This is a genomic window from Nocardioides flavus (ex Wang et al. 2016) (assembly GCF_014653115.1).
In the GTDB taxonomy this organism is placed as follows: Bacteria; Actinomycetota; Actinomycetes; order Propionibacteriales; family Nocardioidaceae; genus Nocardioides; species Nocardioides flavus.
Genome location: NZ_BNAD01000011.1, coordinates 64,825 through 83,553 on the forward strand (window position 1 = coordinate 64,825; position 18,729 = coordinate 83,553).

The following is an 18,729-nucleotide window of genomic DNA, read 5'->3' on the forward strand; positions in this document are numbered from 1 at the left end:
GCGCGGGAAGGGGATCGGTCGAGCTCAGTCCTCCGTGGGTGCCAGCTCGGCGGCGGTCACCCGCAGCTCGGTCGAGGACTCGTCGGCGACGAAGTCGAGGTCACCGACGATGGTCCCCACGGCGCGCAGGTCGTCCTGCGCCTGCTGCGCGGCCTCCACCAGCGACGCCGGCCCGGTGATCTCCACGCGGGAGAGCGGGGCGCGCATCTTGGCCTTCGCCTGCGACTTCGCGCCGCGGATGCCGGTCAGGGCCGCGGCCACCGCGTCGAGGACCAGCGGCTGCGAGGCCGCGGCCGAGCCCAGGTCGGCAGCGGTCGGCCAGGCTGCGTGGTGGATCGAGCCGTCCTGCCACCACGACCAGACCTCCTCGGTCGCGTACGGCAGGAAGGGCGCGAGCAGTCGCAGCTGGACGTGGAGGGCGATGGCCAGCGTGGCGCGGGCCGAGTCGGTCCCGGCGCCCCCCTCGGTGCTGTAGGCCCGCTCCTTGACCAGCTCGAGGTAGTCGTCGCAGAACTCCCAGAAGAACTTCTCCGTGACCTCGAGCGCGGTGGTGTAGTCGTAGGCGTCGAAGGCCTCGGTGGCCTTGCGGACCACCACCTCGAGGCGCCCCAGCAGCGCGCAGTCGACCGGGGCACTGACGGCGGCCGGGCTGAGCTCGGTGGCGCCGACGTTGCCGAGGACGAACTTCGAGGCGTTGAGGACCTTCATCGCCAGGCGGCGCCCGACCTTCATCTGCGACTCGTCGAAGGGCGAGTCCAGCCCGGGGCGGCCGATCGCGGCGCGCCATCGCACGGCGTCGGCGCCGTACTTGTCGAGGATGTCGGTCGGGACGACGACGTTGCCCTTGGACTTCGACATCTTCTTGCGGTCGGGGTCGACGATGAAGCCGGAGATCATGGCGTGCGACCACGGCACGACCTGGTGCTCGTAGTCGGCGCGGACCACGCGGGAGAACAGCCAGGTGCGGATGATGTCGTGGGCCTGCGTGGCCAGGTCGTAGGGGAAGACCCGCGAGAACAGGTCGTCGTCGACCTCCCACATGCCCGCGATCTGCGGCGTGAGCGACGACGTCGCCCACGTGTCCATCACGTCGGGGTCGCCGACGAATCCGCCGGGCTTGCCGCGCTGGTCCTCGGTGTAGCCCTCGGGCGCCTGGGTCGACGGGTCGACCGGGAGCTGGTCCTCGCTCGGCATCAGCGGGTGGTCGTGGTCGGGCTCGCCGTCGGCGTCGAGGGGGTACCAGACGGGGAAGGGGATGCCGAAGAAGCGCTGGCGCGAGATGAGCCAGTCGCCGTTGAGGCCGCCGACCCAGTTGTCGTAGCGGTGCTTCATGTGGGCGGGGATCCAGGTGATCTCCTCACCGCGGACCAGCATCTCCTTGCGCAGCGCCGCGTCCTTGCCGCCGTTCTTGATGTACCACTGGCGGGTGGCGACGATCTCGAGGGGCTTGTCGCCCTTCTCGTAGAAGTTCGCCATGCGCTGGGTCGGCTTCGGCTCGCCGTCGAGGTCGCCCGACTCGCGCAGCAGCGCGACCATCGCCTCGCGGGCGCTGAAGGTGGTCTTGCCCGCCATCTCGGCGTACGCCGTCGCGGCGGCGTCGCTGGAGAGCCACTCGGGGATCTCGCGGGTCAGCCGGCCGTCGCGGCCCACGACCGTACGGATCGGCAGGCTGAGCTCGCGCCACCACATCACGTCGGTGAGGTCGCCGAAGGTGCAGCACATCGCGATGCCGGCGCCCTTGTCGGGCTCGGCGGCCGGGTGGGCGAGCACCGGGATCTCGACGCCGAAGACCGGCGAGGTCACCGTGGTGCCGAACAGGGCCTGGTAGCGCTCGTCGTCGGGGTGGGCGATGAGGGCGACGACGCTCGGGATCAGCTCCGGGCGGGTGGTCTCGATGTGCAGCGGGCTGCCGTCGGGCCGGTGGAAGGCGACGCGGTGATAGGCGCCGGGGTAGTCGCGGGCCTCGAGCTCGGCCTGCGCGACGGCGGTCTGGAAGGTGACGTCCCACAGCGTGGGCGCCTCGGAGAGGTACGCCTCACCGCGCGCGTAGTTGCGCAGGAAGGCCCGCTGGCTGACGGTGCGCGAGTGGTCGCCGATGGTGGTGTAGGTCGGGTTCCACTGGACCGACAGGCCGAGCTGGCGCCAGAGCGCCTCGAAGGCCTTCTCGTCCTCGACGACCAGCTGCTCGCACAGCTCGATGAAGTTGGGGCGGCTGACCGGCACCTGCTTCTTGGGGTCCGGCTTCTCCGGCGGGGTGAAGTCGGGGTCGTAGGGCAGCGTCGGGTCGCAGCGGACGCCGAAGTAGTTCTGCACGCGCCGCTCGGTCGGCAGGCCGTTGTCGTCCCAGCCGATCGGGTAGAAGACGGCCTTGCCCTGCATCCGCTGGTAGCGGGCGATGAGGTCGGTGTGGCTGTAGGAGTAGACGTGGCCGACGTGCAGCGAACCGCTGACGGTGGGCGGGGGAGTGTCGATCGAGTAGACGTTCTCCCGCGGCTGGGTGCGGTCGAAGGCGTACGTGTCGTTCTCGGCCCACGCCCGCGACCACTTGTCCTCCAGACCCTCGAGGGCCGGACGCTCCGGTACGACGACGGCACGCTGGTCGGTGCTCGCTGTCGTCGGACCAGTGTCCGTGGCCTGGGTGCTGGGGTTCTCAGTCATGCGCCGAGTCTATTGACGGCCCTCGGGCCTGCGAAAACGAGTATCGGCGCGGCGCGCGGGCGCTCTAGCGTTCGACCATGGACCCGGACCTCGGCAGCGCGTTCACCCTCGAGTTCTTCGACGCCCCGGAGCCCTTCCTCCACGTCGCGAGCCCGCTCCTGTGCGCCGACCCGGTGCTCGGCAGCGTGATCGCCAGCGTGAGCGAGCGGACCGCCCGCGAGCTCGCCGCCGGCCACGACTCGTGGGCCGAGGTCGGCGCGCCGTTCGACCGCTGGTGGCTCGTGGTGCGCGACGGGGTAGGCGAGGTCGTCAGCGCCGTCATGCGGACCGCGACGTTCAAGCCCTACCCGACCTTCGCCATGCCGATGCCGGACGCAGCGGCACGCGCGCTGGCTCGCGCCCTGCACGAGCGCGGGGAGGTGCTCGGCGGTGCCAACGGGGCGCTGCCGGGCGCGGAGGTGCTGGCCAGGGCCACTGCGGATCTGCTGGGCGGCGAGATGGTCGTCGACAAGGCGACCCGGCTCTGGGAGTGCACGCGCGTCGAGGTCCCGCCTGCGCCCGAGGGGCGCCTCCGGCTCGCGACGGAGGCCGACGCCCCGCTCGTGCTGGCCTGGTTCACCGCCTTCCACGCCGAGGCCGACGAGCAGGCCGGCCGGGAGCCGGACCCGACGTCGGGGGAGCACAACACGATCGACAGCGTGCTGGTGCGGATCCGCGAGGGCGTGGAGTGGCTCTGGGAGCTGCCCGACGGGACGGTCGCGCACCTGAGCGGCGCGGGCCTGCCGTCGTACGGCGTCTCCCGGATCGGCCCCGTCTACACGCCGCGCGAGCACCGCGGGCGCGGCATCGCGTCGTACGTCGTGGGCGAGCTCACCCGGCGCGGTCTCGAGGCCGGCCACCGGATGTGCCTGTTCACCGACCGCGACAACCCCACGTCCAACAAGATCTACGCCGGTCTCGGCAACGAGCCCGTGGTCGACATGGCCGAGCACCTCGTCACCCGCTAGCCCCTGTCCCTAGACTCGTGGCGCCATGACTGACGCCTCCGCCGCCCCCCAGGACGCTCCTCGACTCGCCGAGACCTTCGCCGAGGTCGAGGACGCGCTGCTGTCGCGGTGGCCCGAGACCAGGCTCGAGCCCAGCCTCGACCGCATCGAGGCGTTCACCGAGCTCCTCGGCTCGCCACAACGCTCGTTCCGCTCGGTGCACCTCACCGGGACCAACGGCAAGACCAGCACCAGCCGGATGATCGAGACGCTGCTGCGCGCGCTCGACCTGCGCACCGGGCGCTTCACCTCCCCGCACCTGGAGAAGATGAGCGAGCGGATCAGCGTCGACGGCGAGCCGCTCGACGACGAGGCGTTCGTCCGTGCCTTCAACGACGTCGCGCACTACACGCACCTCGTCGACGCCGAGCAGGAGCACCCCCTCAGCTTCTTCGAGACCATGGTCGGCATGGCCTACGCCGCCTTCGCCGACGCACCCGTCGACGCGGCCGTGGTAGAGGTCGGCATGGGCGGCAGCTGGGACGCCACCAACGTCATCGACGCCGACGTCGCGGTCGTGCTGCCGATCGCCGTCGACCACGCCAAGTACCTCGGCGAGGACCCCGCCACGATCGCGGCCGAGAAGGCCGGGATCATCAAGCCGGGTGCCGTCGCGGTCCTGGCCCAGCAGACCCCCGAGGTGGCCGCCGTCCTGCTCGAGCGTGCCGCCGAGGTCGGCGCCACCGTCGCCCGCGAGGGGATCGAGTTCGGTGTGTCCTCCCGCACGCCCGCCGTCGGTGGCCAGGTCGTGTCGCTGCAGGGCCTTCGCGGCCGCTATGACGACGTGTTCCTGCCGCTCTACGGTGCGCACCAGGCGCAGAACGCCGCCGTCGCGCTCGCCGCCGTCGAGGCGTTCACCAGCGGCACCCTCGACGACGACCTGGTGCGGGCCGCGTTCGCCGAGGTCACCTCGCCCGGACGGCTCGAGATCATCCGCCGCAGCCCCACGATCGTGCTCGACGCCGCCCACAACCCGCACGGCGCGGAGGCCGTCGCGGCCGCGCTCGAGGACTCGTTCTCGTTCAGCCCGCTCGTCGGCGTGGTCGGCGTGATGGAGGACAAGGATGCCGAGGGCGTGCTGGCCGTCCTCGAGCCGCACCTCACCTTCGTCGTCTGCACGCAGAACTCGACCCCGCGCTCGATGTCGGCCGCGGCTCTCGGACGCGTCGCGACCGAGGTCTTCGGCGAGGACCGGGTGAGCGTCGTGCCCGACCTCGCCGAGGCCATCGACCGCGCGGCCACCCTCGCCGAGGCCGGCGAGGCGATCGACGTCTCGATCGGTGCCGGTGCCGTGCTGGTCACCGGGTCGGTGGTGACCGTGGGCGAGGCCCGCGGACTGCTCAAGGGCCGCCGATGACCGCCCCCGCGCCCGACCCCGGGCAGGTGCCCACCAACACCGAGCGCTCGCCGCGCCGCGGGATGGCCGCCGCGGTCCTGAGCCTCGAGGCCGTCACCCTCGGCCTGACCACGCCGGTGATGATCACCATCGCCGGCGTCGACACCTCGCTGGCGTTGTCCGTCGGGCTCGGGCTCGCCGTGGTGTGCCTGCTGCTGGCGGGCATGCTGCGTGCCGAGTGGGCCTACCTCGCCGGCTACGTCGTCCAGGTCGCGGCCGTCGCGCTCGGGTTCGTCCTGCCCGTCATGTTCGCCCTCGGGCTGATCTTCGCGGCGCTGTGGACGGCGGCGGACCTGCTCGGGCGCAAGATCGAGCGCGAGCGCGCGGCCGCCTGGGCGGCGTACCGCGCGGAGCAGGGCTGACCGGCCTCGCTAGGCTGCGCCCATGACCGACGTCCAGCGTTCCCTCGTCCTCGTCAAGCCCGACGGCGTGCGCCGCGGCCTCTCGGGCGAGGTCCTGCGCCGGATCGAGGCCAAGGGCTACACGCTCGCGGCCGTCGAGCTGCGCACCGCGACCCCCGAGCTCCTCGCCGCGCACTACGCCGAGCACGAGGGCAAGCCGTTCTACGGGCCCCTCGTCGAGTTCATGCTCTCCGGTCCCGTGCTCGCCGTCGTCATCGAGGGTGAGCGCTGCATCGAGGGCTTCCGCTCGCTCGCCGGCGCCACCGACCCGACCGTCGCCGCCCCGGGCACCATCCGCGGCGACCTCGGCCGGGACTGGGGCGTGGCGGTCCAGCAGAACCTCGTGCACGGCTCCGACTCGCCGGAGTCGGCCGCCCGCGAGATCGGGATCTGGTTCCCCGAGCTCGGCGCGTAGCCCGCGAGCTCGCTCGTGCGCCACGCGCCGAGCGAGGCGTCCGTGGACCCCGGCCGCCCCGTACGCCGGGGTAGTCCACCGGGATGCGGTTGTCGATGTGTGAGCTTCCCGGCCAGCTGCCGGTGGACTACCGGGGCCCGAGCCGCACCACACACGTCACAGGAGCCACACACCCCCGCGCGTGTCCTGCCGGGAAGAGGCCTGACCGCTCCTTAACCTGAGCGTGGGTCGACGCCACGTGGACCCCTCTTCCCACGTACGACCCGACCTGCAGGGGCAGCAGCGGCAATGGCACTGAACAGCATGACCAGGGGCATCATCGGCCGGGACATGGCCGTCGACCTCGGCACCGCCAACACACTGGTCTATGTCCGCGGCAAGGGCGTCGTGCTCGACGAGCCGTCGGTCGTCGCGATGAACACCAGCACCGGCGAGGTCCTCGCCGTCGGCCACGAGGCCAAGCGGATGATCGGGCGCACGCCCGACAACATCGCCGCGATCCGGCCGCTCAAGGACGGCGTGATCGCCGACTTCGAGGCGACCGAGCAGATGCTGCGCTACTTCATCCACCAGGTGCACCGCCGCCGCTACTTCGCCAAGCCCCGCATGGTCATCTGCGTGCCGAGCGGCATCACCGCGGTCGAGCAGCGCGCGGTCAAGGAGGCCGGCTACCAGGCGGGCGCGCGTCGCGTCTACATCGTCGAGGAGCCGATGGCGGCCGCGATCGGAGCGGGGCTCCCGGTCCACGAGGCGACCGGCAACATGGTCGTCGACGTCGGCGGCGGCACCACGGAGGTCGCGGTGATCAGCCTCGGCGGCATCGTGACCAGCCTGTCGGTGCGCACCGCGGGCGACGACCTCGACCAGGCCATCATCGCGTGGATGAAGAAGGAGTACTCCCTCATGCTGGGGGAGCGCACTGCCGAGGAGATGAAGATGACCCTCGGGTCGGCCTTCCCGCTCCCCACCGAGCCCGACGCGGAGATCCGCGGCCGCGACATGGTCTCCGGCCTGCCGCGCACCGTCGTGGTGTCCAGCTCCGAGCTGCGCCAGGCGCTGGAGGAGCCGCTCCACAACATCATCGACGCCGTCCGCAGCACCCTCGACCAGACGCCCCCCGAGCTGGCCGGCGACATCATGGACCGCGGGATCGTCCTCACCGGCGGCGGCGCGATGCTGCGCGGCCTCGACGAGCGGCTGCGCCACGAGACCGGCATGCCGGTGCACGTCGCGGAGGACCCGCTGTCCTCGGTGGCCTACGGGGCCGGCAGGTGCGTGGAGGAGTTCGAGGCGCTCCAGCAGGTCCTCGTCTCGGACCCGAGGCGCTTCTGATGGGGGCCTTCGGGGGACACGACGGCCGCGAGCGCCGCTGGCGGGGCCTGGACCGCCTCGAGTCGCGCAACCGCCCTCCGCGGTCGCTGCTCGTCGCGCTGGTGCTCGCGAGCATCACGCTGGTCACGCTCGACGTGTCCGGCGACGGGGCATCGCCGCTCGACCCCGCCCGCCGCGTCGTCGGCGAGGCGCTGGGACCGGCCGAGGCAGGCGTCGCCGCGGCCGTGCGCCCCTTCACCGCCGTGCCCGCCTGGTTCCGCAGCAAGGGCGACCTCGCCGACCAGGTCCGTGACCTCGAGGCGAGCAACGCCGAGCTGCGCGGCCAGGTCGAGCTGGCCGGGTTCGACCGCAACCGCCTCGAGCAGTACGACGGGCTCACCACCGCAGCGGAGGACCTGGGCTCCGCCCTTGTGCCGGCCCGTGTCGTGGCGCTCGGGTCGCGGCAGTCGCAGAGCTTCACCGTGACCATCGACGCGGGCTCGGAGGCCGGCGTCGGCCCCGACATGACGGTCGTCAACAACGACGGCCTCGTCGGGCGGGTGCTGAGGGTGACCCGCAGCACCGCCACGGTCCTGCTGGTCATCGACCCCGACTCGACCGTCGGCGGGCGCGTGGGCTCCAGCATGGAGATCGGCTTCGTGACCGGCAGCGGGTCGCTGCGCCAGGAGTCCGGCCTCGACCTGCGCCTGGTCGACGACGCGTCCGTCCCGGCCCGCGACGACACCGTCGTCACGTGGGGTAGCGCGACCGGCCCGTACGCCCCGGGGGTGCCGATCGGCACGATCACCGAGGTCTACAGCTCGCTGCGCGAGGCCTCCCAGCGCGCCGTGGTGAAGCCCTTCGTCGACTTCTCCGCCCTCGACGTGGTGGGGGTCATGGTGCCCAGCGGCTCGCCCAGCGACCGCGCGCTCGTCGAGGCCGACGGGACCCTGCGATGAGCCAGCTGCGCTGGGTCGTGGCGATCGCGGCGGTCGTCGTCGCCCTCGTCGTGCAGGTCACGCTCTTCCCGCACGTCGCCTGGCACGGCGTCGTGCCCAACCTGTGCCTGCTCGTCGTGGTGGCCGCCGCGCTGACCGTCGAGGCGCCCTTCGCGCTGCTCCTCGGCTTCGCCGCCGGGCTCACCCTCGACCTCGCGCCTCCGGCCGACCACGTCGCGGGACGGTGGGCGCTGGCCCTCACGATCGCGGCCTTCCTCGCAGCGAGGGTGCGCCAGGACCAGAAGCCCGGCGCGCTGGCCGTGGTGGGCACGGTCGCCGCCGCCTCCTTCGTCGCCACCTCGCTCTTCGCGCTCTCCGGCGTGCTCCTCAAGGACCCGTCGATGTCCATCGCCGGTCTGCTCGAGGTCGTCCTGGTCGCCGTCGTGTGGGACGTGCTCCTCACGCCGTTCGTGCTGCCCCCGCTGATGCGGCTCTTCAGCCGCACCAGCCCCCAGTGGGCGACCACGTGAGCCGCTCGGGCAGCGCCGCAGCCAAGAGCCGGCTGCGCCTGGTGGTCGTGCAGGCCCTGGTGTTCTCGCTCTTCGCCACCCTCTTCGTGCGCCTCTACTACCTCCAGGTGATCGGCGGCGAGTCCTACCAGGCGCAGGCCGCCGACCAGTCGGTGCGCGACATCGTCGTGCAGCCCCAGCGCGGGCTCATCGTCGACAGCCAGGGCCGTCCGCTCGTGGCCAACCGCACGTCGTGGGTGATCGCGGTCGACCGCACCCTCCTCGGCAAGCTCGAGGACCGCCAGCGCGCCGAGCTCGTCCGCCGGGTCGCGGTCGTCGTCGACGCCACGCCCGAGGATGTCGAGGCCCGACTCGTCACCTGCGGCGACCCGGGCAGCGTCCGCGAGGTCTGCTGGAACGGCTCGCCCTACCAGCCCGTGCCCGTCGCCACCGACGTCCGCAAGGACGTCGCGCTGCGCATCCTCGAGCAGCCGGAGGACTACCCCGGCGTTCTCGCGGAGCAGCAGAGCGTCCGCTCCTACCCGCGCCCCTACGGCATCAACCTCGCGCACGTGCTGGGCTACCTCAGCCCCGTCACCGAGGACGAGTACGACCTCGCGGCCGAGCGCGACGACCGCTCGCTCAACGGCGCCTCGGTCGTCGGCCGGGCCGGCGTGGAGAAGGAGTACGACCAGTGGCTGCGCGGCCTGCCCGGCTACCACCGCGTGGCCGTGGACTCCATGGGCCGGGTGCTCGGCGACGACTCGATCGTCGAGAGCACGCCCGGCGACACCCTGGTCACGTCGATCGACGCCAAGGTCCAGTCGGTGGTGGAGCGCCAGCTCGCCCAGCGGATCGCCTTCCAGCGCACCCAGCTCGACAAGGTCACCGGCCGGAAGTTCGCCGCGGACTCGGGCGCCGCCGTCGTCCTCGACGCGAAGACCGGTCGCGTCATCGCCATGGCCAGCCAGCCGACGTACGACCCGGACGTGTGGACCGGCGGTATCAGCGAGACGCAGCTGACCCGCCTCTACTCCGAGAGGGCGGGCACGCCGCTGCTCTCGCGCGCCACCCAGGGCCAGTTCGCGCCGGGCTCGACCTGGAAGCCGTTCATGACCGCCGGCGCGCTGACCAACGGCTACTCCCTGGACACCGCCCTCCCGTGCTCGTCGGGGTTCCAGGTCGGCAACCGGGTCTTCAAGAACTACGAGTCCGGCGCCTACGGCAGCATCGGCTTCGCCAAGGCGCTCGAGGTCTCCTGCAACACGTTCTTCTACCGCATCGGCTACGACTTCTGGCAGCGATACGGCAGCGACCCCGCCGACATCGACGCCCGCGACCCGCTCGTCGAGGAGGCCAAGGAGTTCGGGTTCGGCTCCCGCACCGGGATCGACCTGCCCGGCGAGGCGCCCGGACGGATCGCGGACCGCCAGTGGAAGCAGGCCTACTACGAGTCGCAGAAGGACTACTACTGCGAGCTCAGCGAGAAGCCCCAGACCGCCGACACGAGCGACTTCGTCTACAAGTTCGCCCGTGAGTTCTGCCTCGAGGGCAACCTCTACCGCGCGGGCGACGCGGTGAACTTCTCCATCGGGCAGGGCGACACCATCGTCACCCCGCTGCAGCTCGCCCGCGGCTACGCGGCGCTCAGCAACGGCGGCACGCTGTGGGCTCCGACCGTCGCGAAGGCGATCGTGAGCCCCGACGGCGAGGTCCTGCGCCGCATCGCGCCGCGCAAGGTCGGCCGGGTCGACGTGCCGAAGAAGTACCTCGACTACATCGACGGGGCGCTCGAGAACGTGTCGCGCGTCGGCACCATGGCATGGAAGCTCGTCGGCTTCCCGATCGACGACGTGACCATCCGGGCCAAGACCGGCTCCGCGGAGGTCTACGGCAAGCAGTCGACCGGCTGGGTCGCGTCCTACTCCGAGGACTACGTGGTCGTGATGATGATCAGCCAGGGAGGCACCGGCTCGGGCTCCACCGGCGAGGGCATCCGCGCGATCTGGGAGGCGCTCTACGGCATCGAGGGCGAGACCGTACGCCCCGCGAGGGCCGCCATCCCCGGGACCGTGCCGCCGGCGCGGCTGCCCCAGTTCCTCGAGGACGGGTCGATCATGCCGCCGGTGCCGGACAAGGCGGGATGAGCATCGTGACCGTCCTGTCGAACCGCCCCGCCGGCCGCCCCGCCGGCCGGCCCGGCGCACGCCCCACCGGCCGCGCGACGGTCCTGCGCGCACCCGGGCTGGACTGGGTGCTGATGGTGGCGACGCTCGCGCTCGTGACGCTGGGGACGTTGCTCGTGTGGTCGGCGACGTCGACCCGGGCGGACCTGACCGGCGGCGACCCCAACGCCTACCTGCGCAAGCAGCTGGTCAACGTCGCGATCGGCCTGGTGCTGATGGTCGCCGTGCTCGCCACCGACCACCGCTGGGTGCGCATCCTCACCCCGCTGGCCTACGTCGCGAGCGTCGCCGGGCTGGTGATGGTGCTGGTCGCCGGCAGCACGATCAACGGCTCGCGCTCCTGGATCCAGGTCGGCGGGATGTCGATCCAGCCGGCCGAGCTCGCCAAGCTCGCGGTGGTCGTCGGGATGGCGCTCGTCGTCGCCGAGCGCACCGAGCGGCGCTGGGGCCGCGGGGTGGGCAGCCTCGAGGTGGTCGCGATGCTGGCGATCGCCGCGCTCCCGGCCGTGCTGATCCTGCTCCAGCCCGACCTCGGCACCATGCTCGTGCTCACCGCCACGGTCTTCGGGGTCCTCGCGATCGCCGGCGCCGGACGGGCGTGGCTCGCCGGGCTCACCCTGGCCGGCATCGGCGGAGCCGTCGGCGCGGTGTCGATGGGCGTGCTGAAGCCCTACCAGGTCGACCGGTTCCTCGCCTTCACCAATCCGGGCCTCGACCCGCGCGGTGCCGGCTACAACACCGAGCAGGCCCGCATCGCGGTCGGCAACGGCGGCCTGTTCGGCCAAGGCCTGTTCGACGGGTCCCAGACGCGCTCGGGATTCGTTCCCGAGCAGCACACCGACTTCATCTTCACGGTCGCGGGGGAGGAGCTCGGGCTCGTCGGCGCGGGCGTGCTCATCCTGCTGCTCGCCGTGGTCATCTGGCGGGCCCTGGCCATCTCGGCGCAGGCCGGCGACCTCTTCGGTCGCGTGGCCGCGGCCGGCATCGCCTGCTGGTGGGGCTTCCAGGCCTTCCAGAACATCGGCATGTGCCTGGGCATCATGCCGGTCACCGGCGTGCCGCTGCCCTTCGTCTCCTACGGCGGCAGCTCGCTGTTCGCCGGCATGCTCGCCCTCGGCCTGCTGCAGAACATCCACCTCCGCGCGGCCGGCCAGGTCCGTCGCTGACTGCTCGCTGAGTAGGTCGCACCACCGCCCGGGACGTACCCTTGGGGGTCGGCGGCGTCGCCGCACCCCCGTCCCGGTCCACGTCCCCAGCCCAGTCGAGGTGAAGCTCAACATGTCCGTCGCGTCGGTGTTCCCGCGTCTGGAGGCCAGGCTGCCGTCGGTGCAGAAGCCCATCCAGTACGTCGGTGGCGAGCTCAACTCCGTCGTGAAGGACTGGGACTGCGCCGAGGCGTCGGAGACCGGCGGCCCCACGGTCCGCTGGGCCCTGATGTACCCCGACGCCTACGAGGTGGGCCTGCCCAACCAGGGCGTGCAGATCCTCTACGAGGTGCTCAACGAGCGTGACTGGATCCTCGCCGAGCGCACCTACTCGGTGTGGCCCGACATGGAGAAGGTGATGCGCGAGGGCGACGAGCACGGCCCGATCCCGCAGTTCACCGTGGACAGCCACCGCCCGGTCGGCGCCTTCGACCTGTTCGGCCTGAGCTTCTCCACCGAGCTCGGCTACACCAACATGCTCAACGCCCTCGACCTCGCCGGGATCCCGCTGCACGCGGTCGACCGCGGCGAGGACGACCCGGTCGTCATCGCGGGCGGCCACGCGGCGTTCAACCCCGAGCCCATCGCGGACTTCGTCGACGCGGCCGTGCTCGGCGACGGCGAGGAGGTCGTGCTCGCGATCTCCGACATCGTGCGCGAGTGGAAGCTCGAGGACCGGCCCGGCGGCCGCGAGGAGCTCCTGCGCCGCCTCGCGGTGACCGGCAACATCTACGTCCCGCGGTTCTACGACGTGGCCTACGGCGAGGACGGCGCGATCGAGGCGGTCGTCCCCAACCGTCCCGGCATCCCCTTCCGGGTGCGCAAGCACACCCTGATGGACCTCGACCAGTGGCCGTACCCGCAGAACCCGCTGGTCCCGCTCGCCGAGACCGTCCACGAGCGCTTCTCCGTGGAGATCTTCCGCGGCTGCACCCGCGGCTGCCGCTTCTGCCAGGCCGGCATGATCACGCGCCCGGTGCGCGAGCGCTCGATCAAGACCATCGGTGACATGGTCGAGAACGGCATCCGCAAGTCAGGCTTCGAGGAGGTCGGGCTCCTGTCGCTGTCGAGCGCCGACCACACCGAGATCGGCGAGGTCGCCAAGGGCCTCGCCGACCGCTACGAGGGCTCCAACGTCTCCCTCTCGCTGCCCAGCACCCGCGTCGACGCCTTCAACATCACCCTCGCCAACGAGTTCTCCCGCAACGGCCGGCGCTCGGGCCTCACCTTCGCGCCCGAGGGCGGCTCCGAGCGGATGCGCAAGGTCATCAACAAGATGGTCAGCGAGGAGGACCTGATCCGTACGGTCGCGGCGGCCTACTCGCACGGCTGGCGCCAGGTGAAGCTCTACTTCATGGTCGGCCTGCCGACCGAGACCGACGAGGACGTGCTCCAGGTCGCCGACCTCGCCAAGCGCGTCATCGCGACCGGCCGCGAGGTCTCGGGCCGCAACGACATCCGCTGCACCGTGTCCATCGGCGGCTTCGTGCCCAAGCCGCACACCCCGTTCCAGTGGGCCGCCCAGCTCGACCACGAGGCCACCGACGAGCGGCTGAAGAAGCTGCGCGACACCGTGCGCGAGGACAAGAAGTACGCCCGCGCGATCGGCTTCCGCTACCACGACGGCAAGCCCGGCATCGTCGAGGGACTCCTCTCGCGCGGCGACCGCCGCGTCGGCCGGATCATCGAGCAGGTGTGGCGTGACGGTGGCCGATTCGACGGCTGGAGCGAGCACTTCTCCTACGACCGCTGGATGGAGTCGGCCGCGACCGCCCTGGCCGGCACCGGCGTCGACGTCGACTGGTACACCACCCGCGAGCGCGACTACGACGAGGTGCTGCCCTGGGAGCACCTCGACTCGGGTCTCGACAAGGACTGGCTGTGGGGTGACTGGGAGGACGCCCTCGCGGCTGCCGACGGCGCCGACATCGAGATCGAGGACTGCCGCTGGACGCCGTGCTACGACTGCGGCGTGTGCCCGGAGATGGGCACCGAGATCCAGGTCGGTCCGACGGGGCAGAAGCTGCTGCCGCTGTCGGTGGTCTGACAGGTCGCGATAGCGTCTCCCTGATCACCAGAGGAGGGCCTTTGCCCGCAGACACCGACCCCTTCGTCGTGGGCGCCACCGGGCGCCGCTTGTACGTTGACCCCGACGACGAACGGGCCCATCAGCTCGTCCGCAACGACGGCACCCTCACACCGGGGTCCAACCGTCTCTGGGACGCGGTTCTCGCCCTCCAGCCGTGGGACGTCGTCGTCGACATCGGGGCCAACTACGGTGAGATGGTCCTCGGGGCCAGCATCCCGGCCGACGCGAGGATCATCTGCTTCGAGCCGAGCCCCCGTGTCCTGCCGTACCTGCGCCGCTCGATCACGGAGTCGGGCCTGCCCATCGACCTCCGCGAGGTGGCGGTCGGTGCTGCGGTCACCGAGGCGTCGTTCGTCATGGACACGGTGTGGTCCGGACGTTCCGGCCTCGCCGACACGCACCGCACCGACTCCGAGCACGCCCTGGAGGCCGTCGTGGTGCCGGTCCGTACGCTCGACTCCGAGCTGGCCCTCTCCGAGGGCGACGCGGTGTGCGTCAAGGTGGACGTCGAGGGTGCGGAGTTCGACGTGCTCGAAGGCGCGCGAGCACTCACGGCGAGCTCGCGACCCTGGGCCATCATGATGGAGGTGCTGCACATGGACCCGTTCGAGAAGGCGCGCCTGGCCGCCGACTACCGGATGCACGTGATGGACCGCCGCACCGGCGACCTCGTGGTCGTTCCACCGGCCAGCGCCGACGTGCTGACCGAGCTCCTCGCCGGGGAGTGGCTCCACTCCCAGGATGCCGTGCTCACCTCTCGGGAGGCCGCGTGACAAGCCCCACCGCAGCACCGCGCAGGGCGGTCTTCCGTGCCCTGATCGGCGGCTACGAGCAGCTGCGCGAGGAGGACGTCGCCCGCGACTCCGACCTGCCGTTCATCTGCTTCACCGACGATCCGACGCTGACCAGCACCACTTGGCAGGTCGAGCTCGTCGAGGCCCGGTTCCCCCGCGATGCCACCCGCAGCGCACGGGCCCTCAAGATCCTCGGCCACCCGCTGCTCGACGACTACGACGAGACGCTCTGGGTGGACAACACGGTCGCGCTGCTGGAGCCGCCCGACGGCCTGTTCGACGAGTGGCTCGCCGAGGGCGACGTCGCCGCTCCGCTGCACTCCCACCGGTCGTCGGTGCTGGCCGAGGCCGAAGCGGTCCTCGACGCGGGGCTGGACGACTACTCCCGGGTGTACGAGCAGCTGACGCACTACCTCACCGCCGACGCGGAAGTCCTCGACGAGAACCCGCACTGGACCGGCATGCTCGCGCGTCGCCGTACGCCCGCCTCGCTCGCTGCCATGACCGGATGGTGGGAGGACGTCCTGCGGTACTCCCGGCGCGACCAGGTCTCGTTCCTCCCTGCCATGCGTCGTCACGGTGTTCGCCTGTCGTCCGTGCCGATCGAGGCGCACGGGTCACGGTGGCACGAGTGGCCGTGCGCCGAGGGCCGCGACCGTTCCCGGAGCGGCTCCGGCCTGCGGGAGGTGCTCCGGCCGCCCGCTGCGCGGATCGGGGTGCTGGAGCAGGCGCTCGACGAAGCGACTCGCACCCTGGCGGTGAGCGTCACCCACCGCGAGGAGATCATCGCCCAGCACGACGTGACGATCACCTCGCTGCACGAGTCCCTGGCCGAGGCCAACCAGCGTGCCCACGACACACAGGTCGAGCTCGACACCGTACGGCACCAGCGCAACCTCACCGCGAGGGAGCTCAACGAGGCCCGGCGCCGCATCCGTCGGCTCAAGCAGCAGGCGAAGGGCCGACCCAGCCGTTCCGAACGGGTCTGGCGGCGCCTCCGGCGCCGCGTGCGACGTCGCGGTTGAGTCGTGCCGGCGGGGGAGTCCTGCACGTGGACGTGGGATAACCTGCCTGCCGGCCGACAACGCGACGAAGGAGCCAGATGACCCACGAGGGAACGACCTCGGTCGACCATGGCCGCGGCTACTACGACCAGGCGCACCTGGACGGCCGCGGTGACTACTCCTGGGACGACGAGCACTGGCGCGACTTCTTCATGTCGGTCGCCGACAGGCTGATCGGCGCATTCGCCCCGGCGTCGGTCCTCGACGTCGGGTGCGGTCGCGGGCTCCTGGTCCAGGCACTCACCGTGCAGGGCGTCGACGCGAGCGGGCTCGACATCTCCGAGCACGCCGTCGCGACCGCCCACGCGGACGTCCGTGACCGCCTGGCGGTGGCCTCGGCCACCGCTCCGATCGAGGGTCGCTACGACCTCGTCACGTGCATCGAGGTGCTGGAGCACATGTCAGCCACCGACGCCCAGCTCGCGATCGATCGCCTCACGGCGGTCACCGACCGGGTGCTGTTCTCCTCGAGCCCGGACCCTCACGGCGAGCCGACTCACGTCAACACGCAGCCCGGTGAGGCGTGGGCGGCCTGGTTCGCCGAGCGCGGGTTCTTCCGTCGCACCGATGTCGACCTCAGCATGATCACGCCGTGGGCGGTCGTCTTCGAACGCGGAGAGCTGACGCCCCACGAGATCGTCAGGCGCTACGAGCAGCAGTACGCCCGGGTGCGCACCGAGCTGCTGGACAAGCGCCGCGCGCTGCTGGACGCCGACCGCGCCGTCAACAGCCTGCGCGAACGGCTCGACGAGGGTCCCGCCGACGCCGAGGAGGTCGAGCGCCTGCGCGCCGAGGTCGCGCAGCACCGTCACGCCGTGCTCGTCAGCCGTGACCACGTGATCGGCCTGGAGGCCGAGAACGGACGGTTGCAGCGCGACCTCAGCGTCGTCCTCCCCGAGCTCAGGAAGCTGCAGCGGCGGGTCACCGTGCTCACCAAGCGACGCGAGGAGCTGACGGCCAAGCTCCAGGACACCCGCCAGCGGCTCGAGCGCAACCGCAAGCGCGTGGCGCAGCTGGAGGCGCCGCCCGCACCGCAGGCGTCGCTGACCCGTCGCGTGGCCCGCCGCGTCCGCAGGACGTTCGCGTGAGCCCTCGTCGTCCGGCTCCGCTGTTCAGCATCGTCACCCCCGTCTACGACCCGCCGCTCGACGTGCTCAAGGAGTGCATCGAGTCGGTGCTGGCGCAGGACTTCGACGGCTGGGAGATGATCCTGGTCGACGACTTCTCGCCCTCGGCGGCGGTGCCGACCGTGATCAACCAGTACTCCCGGCAGGACGCGCGGATCCGACTGGTCGAACGTGACACCAACGGCCACATCGTGGTCGCCTCCAACGACGGCGTCGAGCTCGCGCAGGGCGAGTTCATCGCCCTGCTCGACCACGACGACCTGCTCGCACCCACCGCCCTCTCGCGGGTGGCCTCGGTGATCGCCGAGCACGACGACGTCGACTACGTCTACACCGACGAGGACAAGGTCGGCGAGGACGGTCGGACCTACGGCGCCTTCCACAAGCCCGACTGGTCGCCCGAGCGGTTGCGCGGCCAGATGTACACCTCCCACCTCTCGGTCCTGCGCACCGAGCTGGTGCGCGAGGTCGGCGGGTTCAGGGAGGGCTTCGAGGGCTCGCAGGACCACGACCTCGTCCTCCGCGTGACCGAGCGCGCTCGTCGGGTCGTGCACGTCCCGGAGGTGCTCTACCACTGGCGCGCCGTGGAGGGCTCGACAGCCGTCGACATCGAGGCCAAGCCCTACGCCAACGACGCGGGTCTCCGAGCCGTGCAGGAGCACCTCGACCGCGTCGGCATCGCAGGGCGGACCGTGGCCGGCGCCGAGCCCGGCCGCTACACCGTCGAGCGCGACCTAGACCCGGCGCGGCGGGTCTCCCTGGTCATCCCCACGATGGGCCAGTCCGCGGTGATCCACGGTGCGTCCCGCTTCCTGGTCGTCGACGCCGTGCGCTCCGCGCTGGAGTGCACCGACCACGAGGACGTGGAGGTCGTGGTCGTGCACGACGCCCCGACTCCTGCGGGCGTCCTCGACCAGCTGCGCGAGGTCGCGGGGGACCGGCTGGTGCTCGTGCCGTTCGACGCCCCCTTCAACTTCAGCACCAAGATGAACCTCGGCGTCAGCCACGCCTCCGGTGAGCGCATCGTGTTCCTCAACGACGACGTCGAGGCGATCTCGCACGGCTGGCTCGAGCAGCTCGTCGCCCCGCTCGACGAGCCCGACGTGGGGCTGACCGGAGCGAAGCTCTACTACGCCGACCAGACCGTCCAGCACGCCGGGCACGCCTACTTCAACGCCGGCTACCACCACCCGTTCCGGTTCCGGACCCGGGACGAGGCGGGCCCCTTCGGCGAGCTGTTCGTCAGCCGGGAGGTGACGGGCGTGACGGCCGCATGCGCCGCGATGCGGCGGGAGACCTACTTCGAGGTCGGCGGGTTCACCGAGACGCTGCCGGGCAACTTCAACGACGTGGACCTCTGCTACAAGGTCGCGGCGGCCGGCCTGCGCACCCTCTTCATCGCCAACAGCGAGCTCTACCACTACGAGTCCCAGACCCGGGTCGCCGAAGTGGCCGAGCAGGAGCGGCTCGCCGTCGTCTCCCGGTGGGGCACGCCGACCGAGGACGCCTACCTCCGCAGCGAGCTCGCCATGCCCAACCTGCGCCGCGTGAAGGAACTTCCCGTCGACCTGTTCGACGGCGCCTGAGAGG

15 protein-coding genes are annotated in these 18,729 nt (G+C 71.5%); 14 read left to right on the forward strand and 1 reads right to left on the reverse strand.

The features are described from left to right. Positions 1-24 precede the first annotated feature (24 nt). The gene (gene valS, locus IE200_RS15970) at positions 25-2,658 is read right to left on the reverse strand and encodes a valine--tRNA ligase (RefSeq protein WP_191280471.1); all 2,634 of its coding nucleotides are present in this window, start codon (positions 2,656-2,658) and stop codon (positions 25-27) included. 77 nt (positions 2,659-2,735) lie between these two features. On the opposite strand from valS, the gene IE200_RS15975 reads away from it, so the two are divergent. From IE200_RS15975 to IE200_RS16040, 14 genes are all read left to right on the forward strand, one after another. After that, entirely contained in the window at positions 2,736-3,665 is a 930-nt protein-coding gene (locus IE200_RS15975) for a GNAT family N-acetyltransferase (protein WP_191280472.1), read from the forward strand. A gap of 25 nt (positions 3,666-3,690) precedes the next feature. Further along, a complete protein-coding gene (locus tag IE200_RS15980; RefSeq protein ID WP_191280473.1) occupies positions 3,691-5,061 on the forward strand; it encodes a bifunctional folylpolyglutamate synthase/dihydrofolate synthase in 1,371 nt (456 codons plus the stop codon). Then, on the forward strand, positions 5,058-5,462 hold the full coding sequence (locus IE200_RS15985) for a DUF4233 domain-containing protein (RefSeq protein WP_229856652.1): 405 nt from the start codon (positions 5,058-5,060) through the stop codon (positions 5,460-5,462). The genes IE200_RS15980 and IE200_RS15985 overlap by 4 nt, the downstream gene beginning before the upstream one ends. A gap of 22 nt (positions 5,463-5,484) precedes the next feature. Next, the gene (ndk, locus tag IE200_RS15990; protein WP_191280474.1) at positions 5,485-5,916 is read left to right on the forward strand and encodes a nucleoside-diphosphate kinase; all 432 of its coding nucleotides are present in this window, start codon (positions 5,485-5,487) and stop codon (positions 5,914-5,916) included. Between the two features lie 288 nt (positions 5,917-6,204). Next, entirely contained in the window at positions 6,205-7,248 is a 1,044-nt protein-coding gene (locus tag IE200_RS15995) for a rod shape-determining protein (RefSeq protein ID WP_407941016.1), read from the forward strand. After that, positions 7,248-8,186 carry a rod shape-determining protein MreC gene (gene mreC, locus IE200_RS16000; protein WP_191280476.1) on the forward strand — a complete coding sequence of 313 codons (939 nt, stop codon included), beginning with the start codon at positions 7,248-7,250 and terminating at the stop codon, positions 8,184-8,186. Before IE200_RS15995 ends, mreC begins: the two co-directional genes overlap by 1 nt. After that, positions 8,183-8,695, forward strand: coding sequence for a rod shape-determining protein MreD (gene mreD, locus IE200_RS16005; protein WP_191280477.1), 513 nt, complete (start codon positions 8,183-8,185; stop codon positions 8,693-8,695). The genes mreC and mreD overlap by 4 nt, the downstream gene beginning before the upstream one ends. Further along, a complete protein-coding gene (mrdA, locus tag IE200_RS16010; protein ID WP_229856654.1) occupies positions 8,680-10,821 on the forward strand; it encodes a penicillin-binding protein 2 in 2,142 nt (713 codons plus the stop codon). Before mreD ends, mrdA begins: the two co-directional genes overlap by 16 nt. Further along, positions 10,818-12,026 (forward strand): rod shape-determining protein RodA, encoded by a 1,209-nt coding sequence (gene rodA / locus IE200_RS16015; protein WP_191280478.1) that lies wholly within the window; start codon positions 10,818-10,820, stop codon positions 12,024-12,026. Before mrdA ends, rodA begins: the two co-directional genes overlap by 4 nt. A 112-nt stretch (positions 12,027-12,138) precedes the next feature. After that, positions 12,139-14,112: a TIGR03960 family B12-binding radical SAM protein gene (locus IE200_RS16020; RefSeq protein ID WP_191280526.1), complete on the forward strand. Its 1,974-nt coding sequence runs from the start codon at positions 12,139-12,141 to the stop codon at positions 14,110-14,112. Positions 14,113-14,153: 41 nt separating this feature from the next. Continuing rightward, a complete protein-coding gene (locus tag IE200_RS16025) occupies positions 14,154-14,927 on the forward strand; it encodes an FkbM family methyltransferase (protein ID WP_191280479.1) in 774 nt (257 codons plus the stop codon). Then, positions 14,924-15,973 carry a glycosyltransferase domain-containing protein gene (locus tag IE200_RS16030; protein ID WP_191280480.1) on the forward strand — a complete coding sequence of 350 codons (1,050 nt, stop codon included), beginning with the start codon at positions 14,924-14,926 and terminating at the stop codon, positions 15,971-15,973. The genes IE200_RS16025 and IE200_RS16030 overlap by 4 nt, the downstream gene beginning before the upstream one ends. A gap of 77 nt (positions 15,974-16,050) precedes the next feature. Beyond that, positions 16,051-17,100, forward strand: a complete 1,050-nt coding sequence (locus tag IE200_RS16035; protein WP_191280481.1) for a class I SAM-dependent methyltransferase — start codon at positions 16,051-16,053, stop codon at positions 17,098-17,100. Further along, complete coding sequence (locus IE200_RS16040) at positions 17,097-18,725, forward strand: glycosyltransferase (RefSeq protein ID WP_191280482.1); 1,629 nt, start codon at positions 17,097-17,099, stop codon at positions 18,723-18,725. Before IE200_RS16035 ends, IE200_RS16040 begins: the two co-directional genes overlap by 4 nt. Positions 18,726-18,729: the final 4 nt, after the last annotated feature.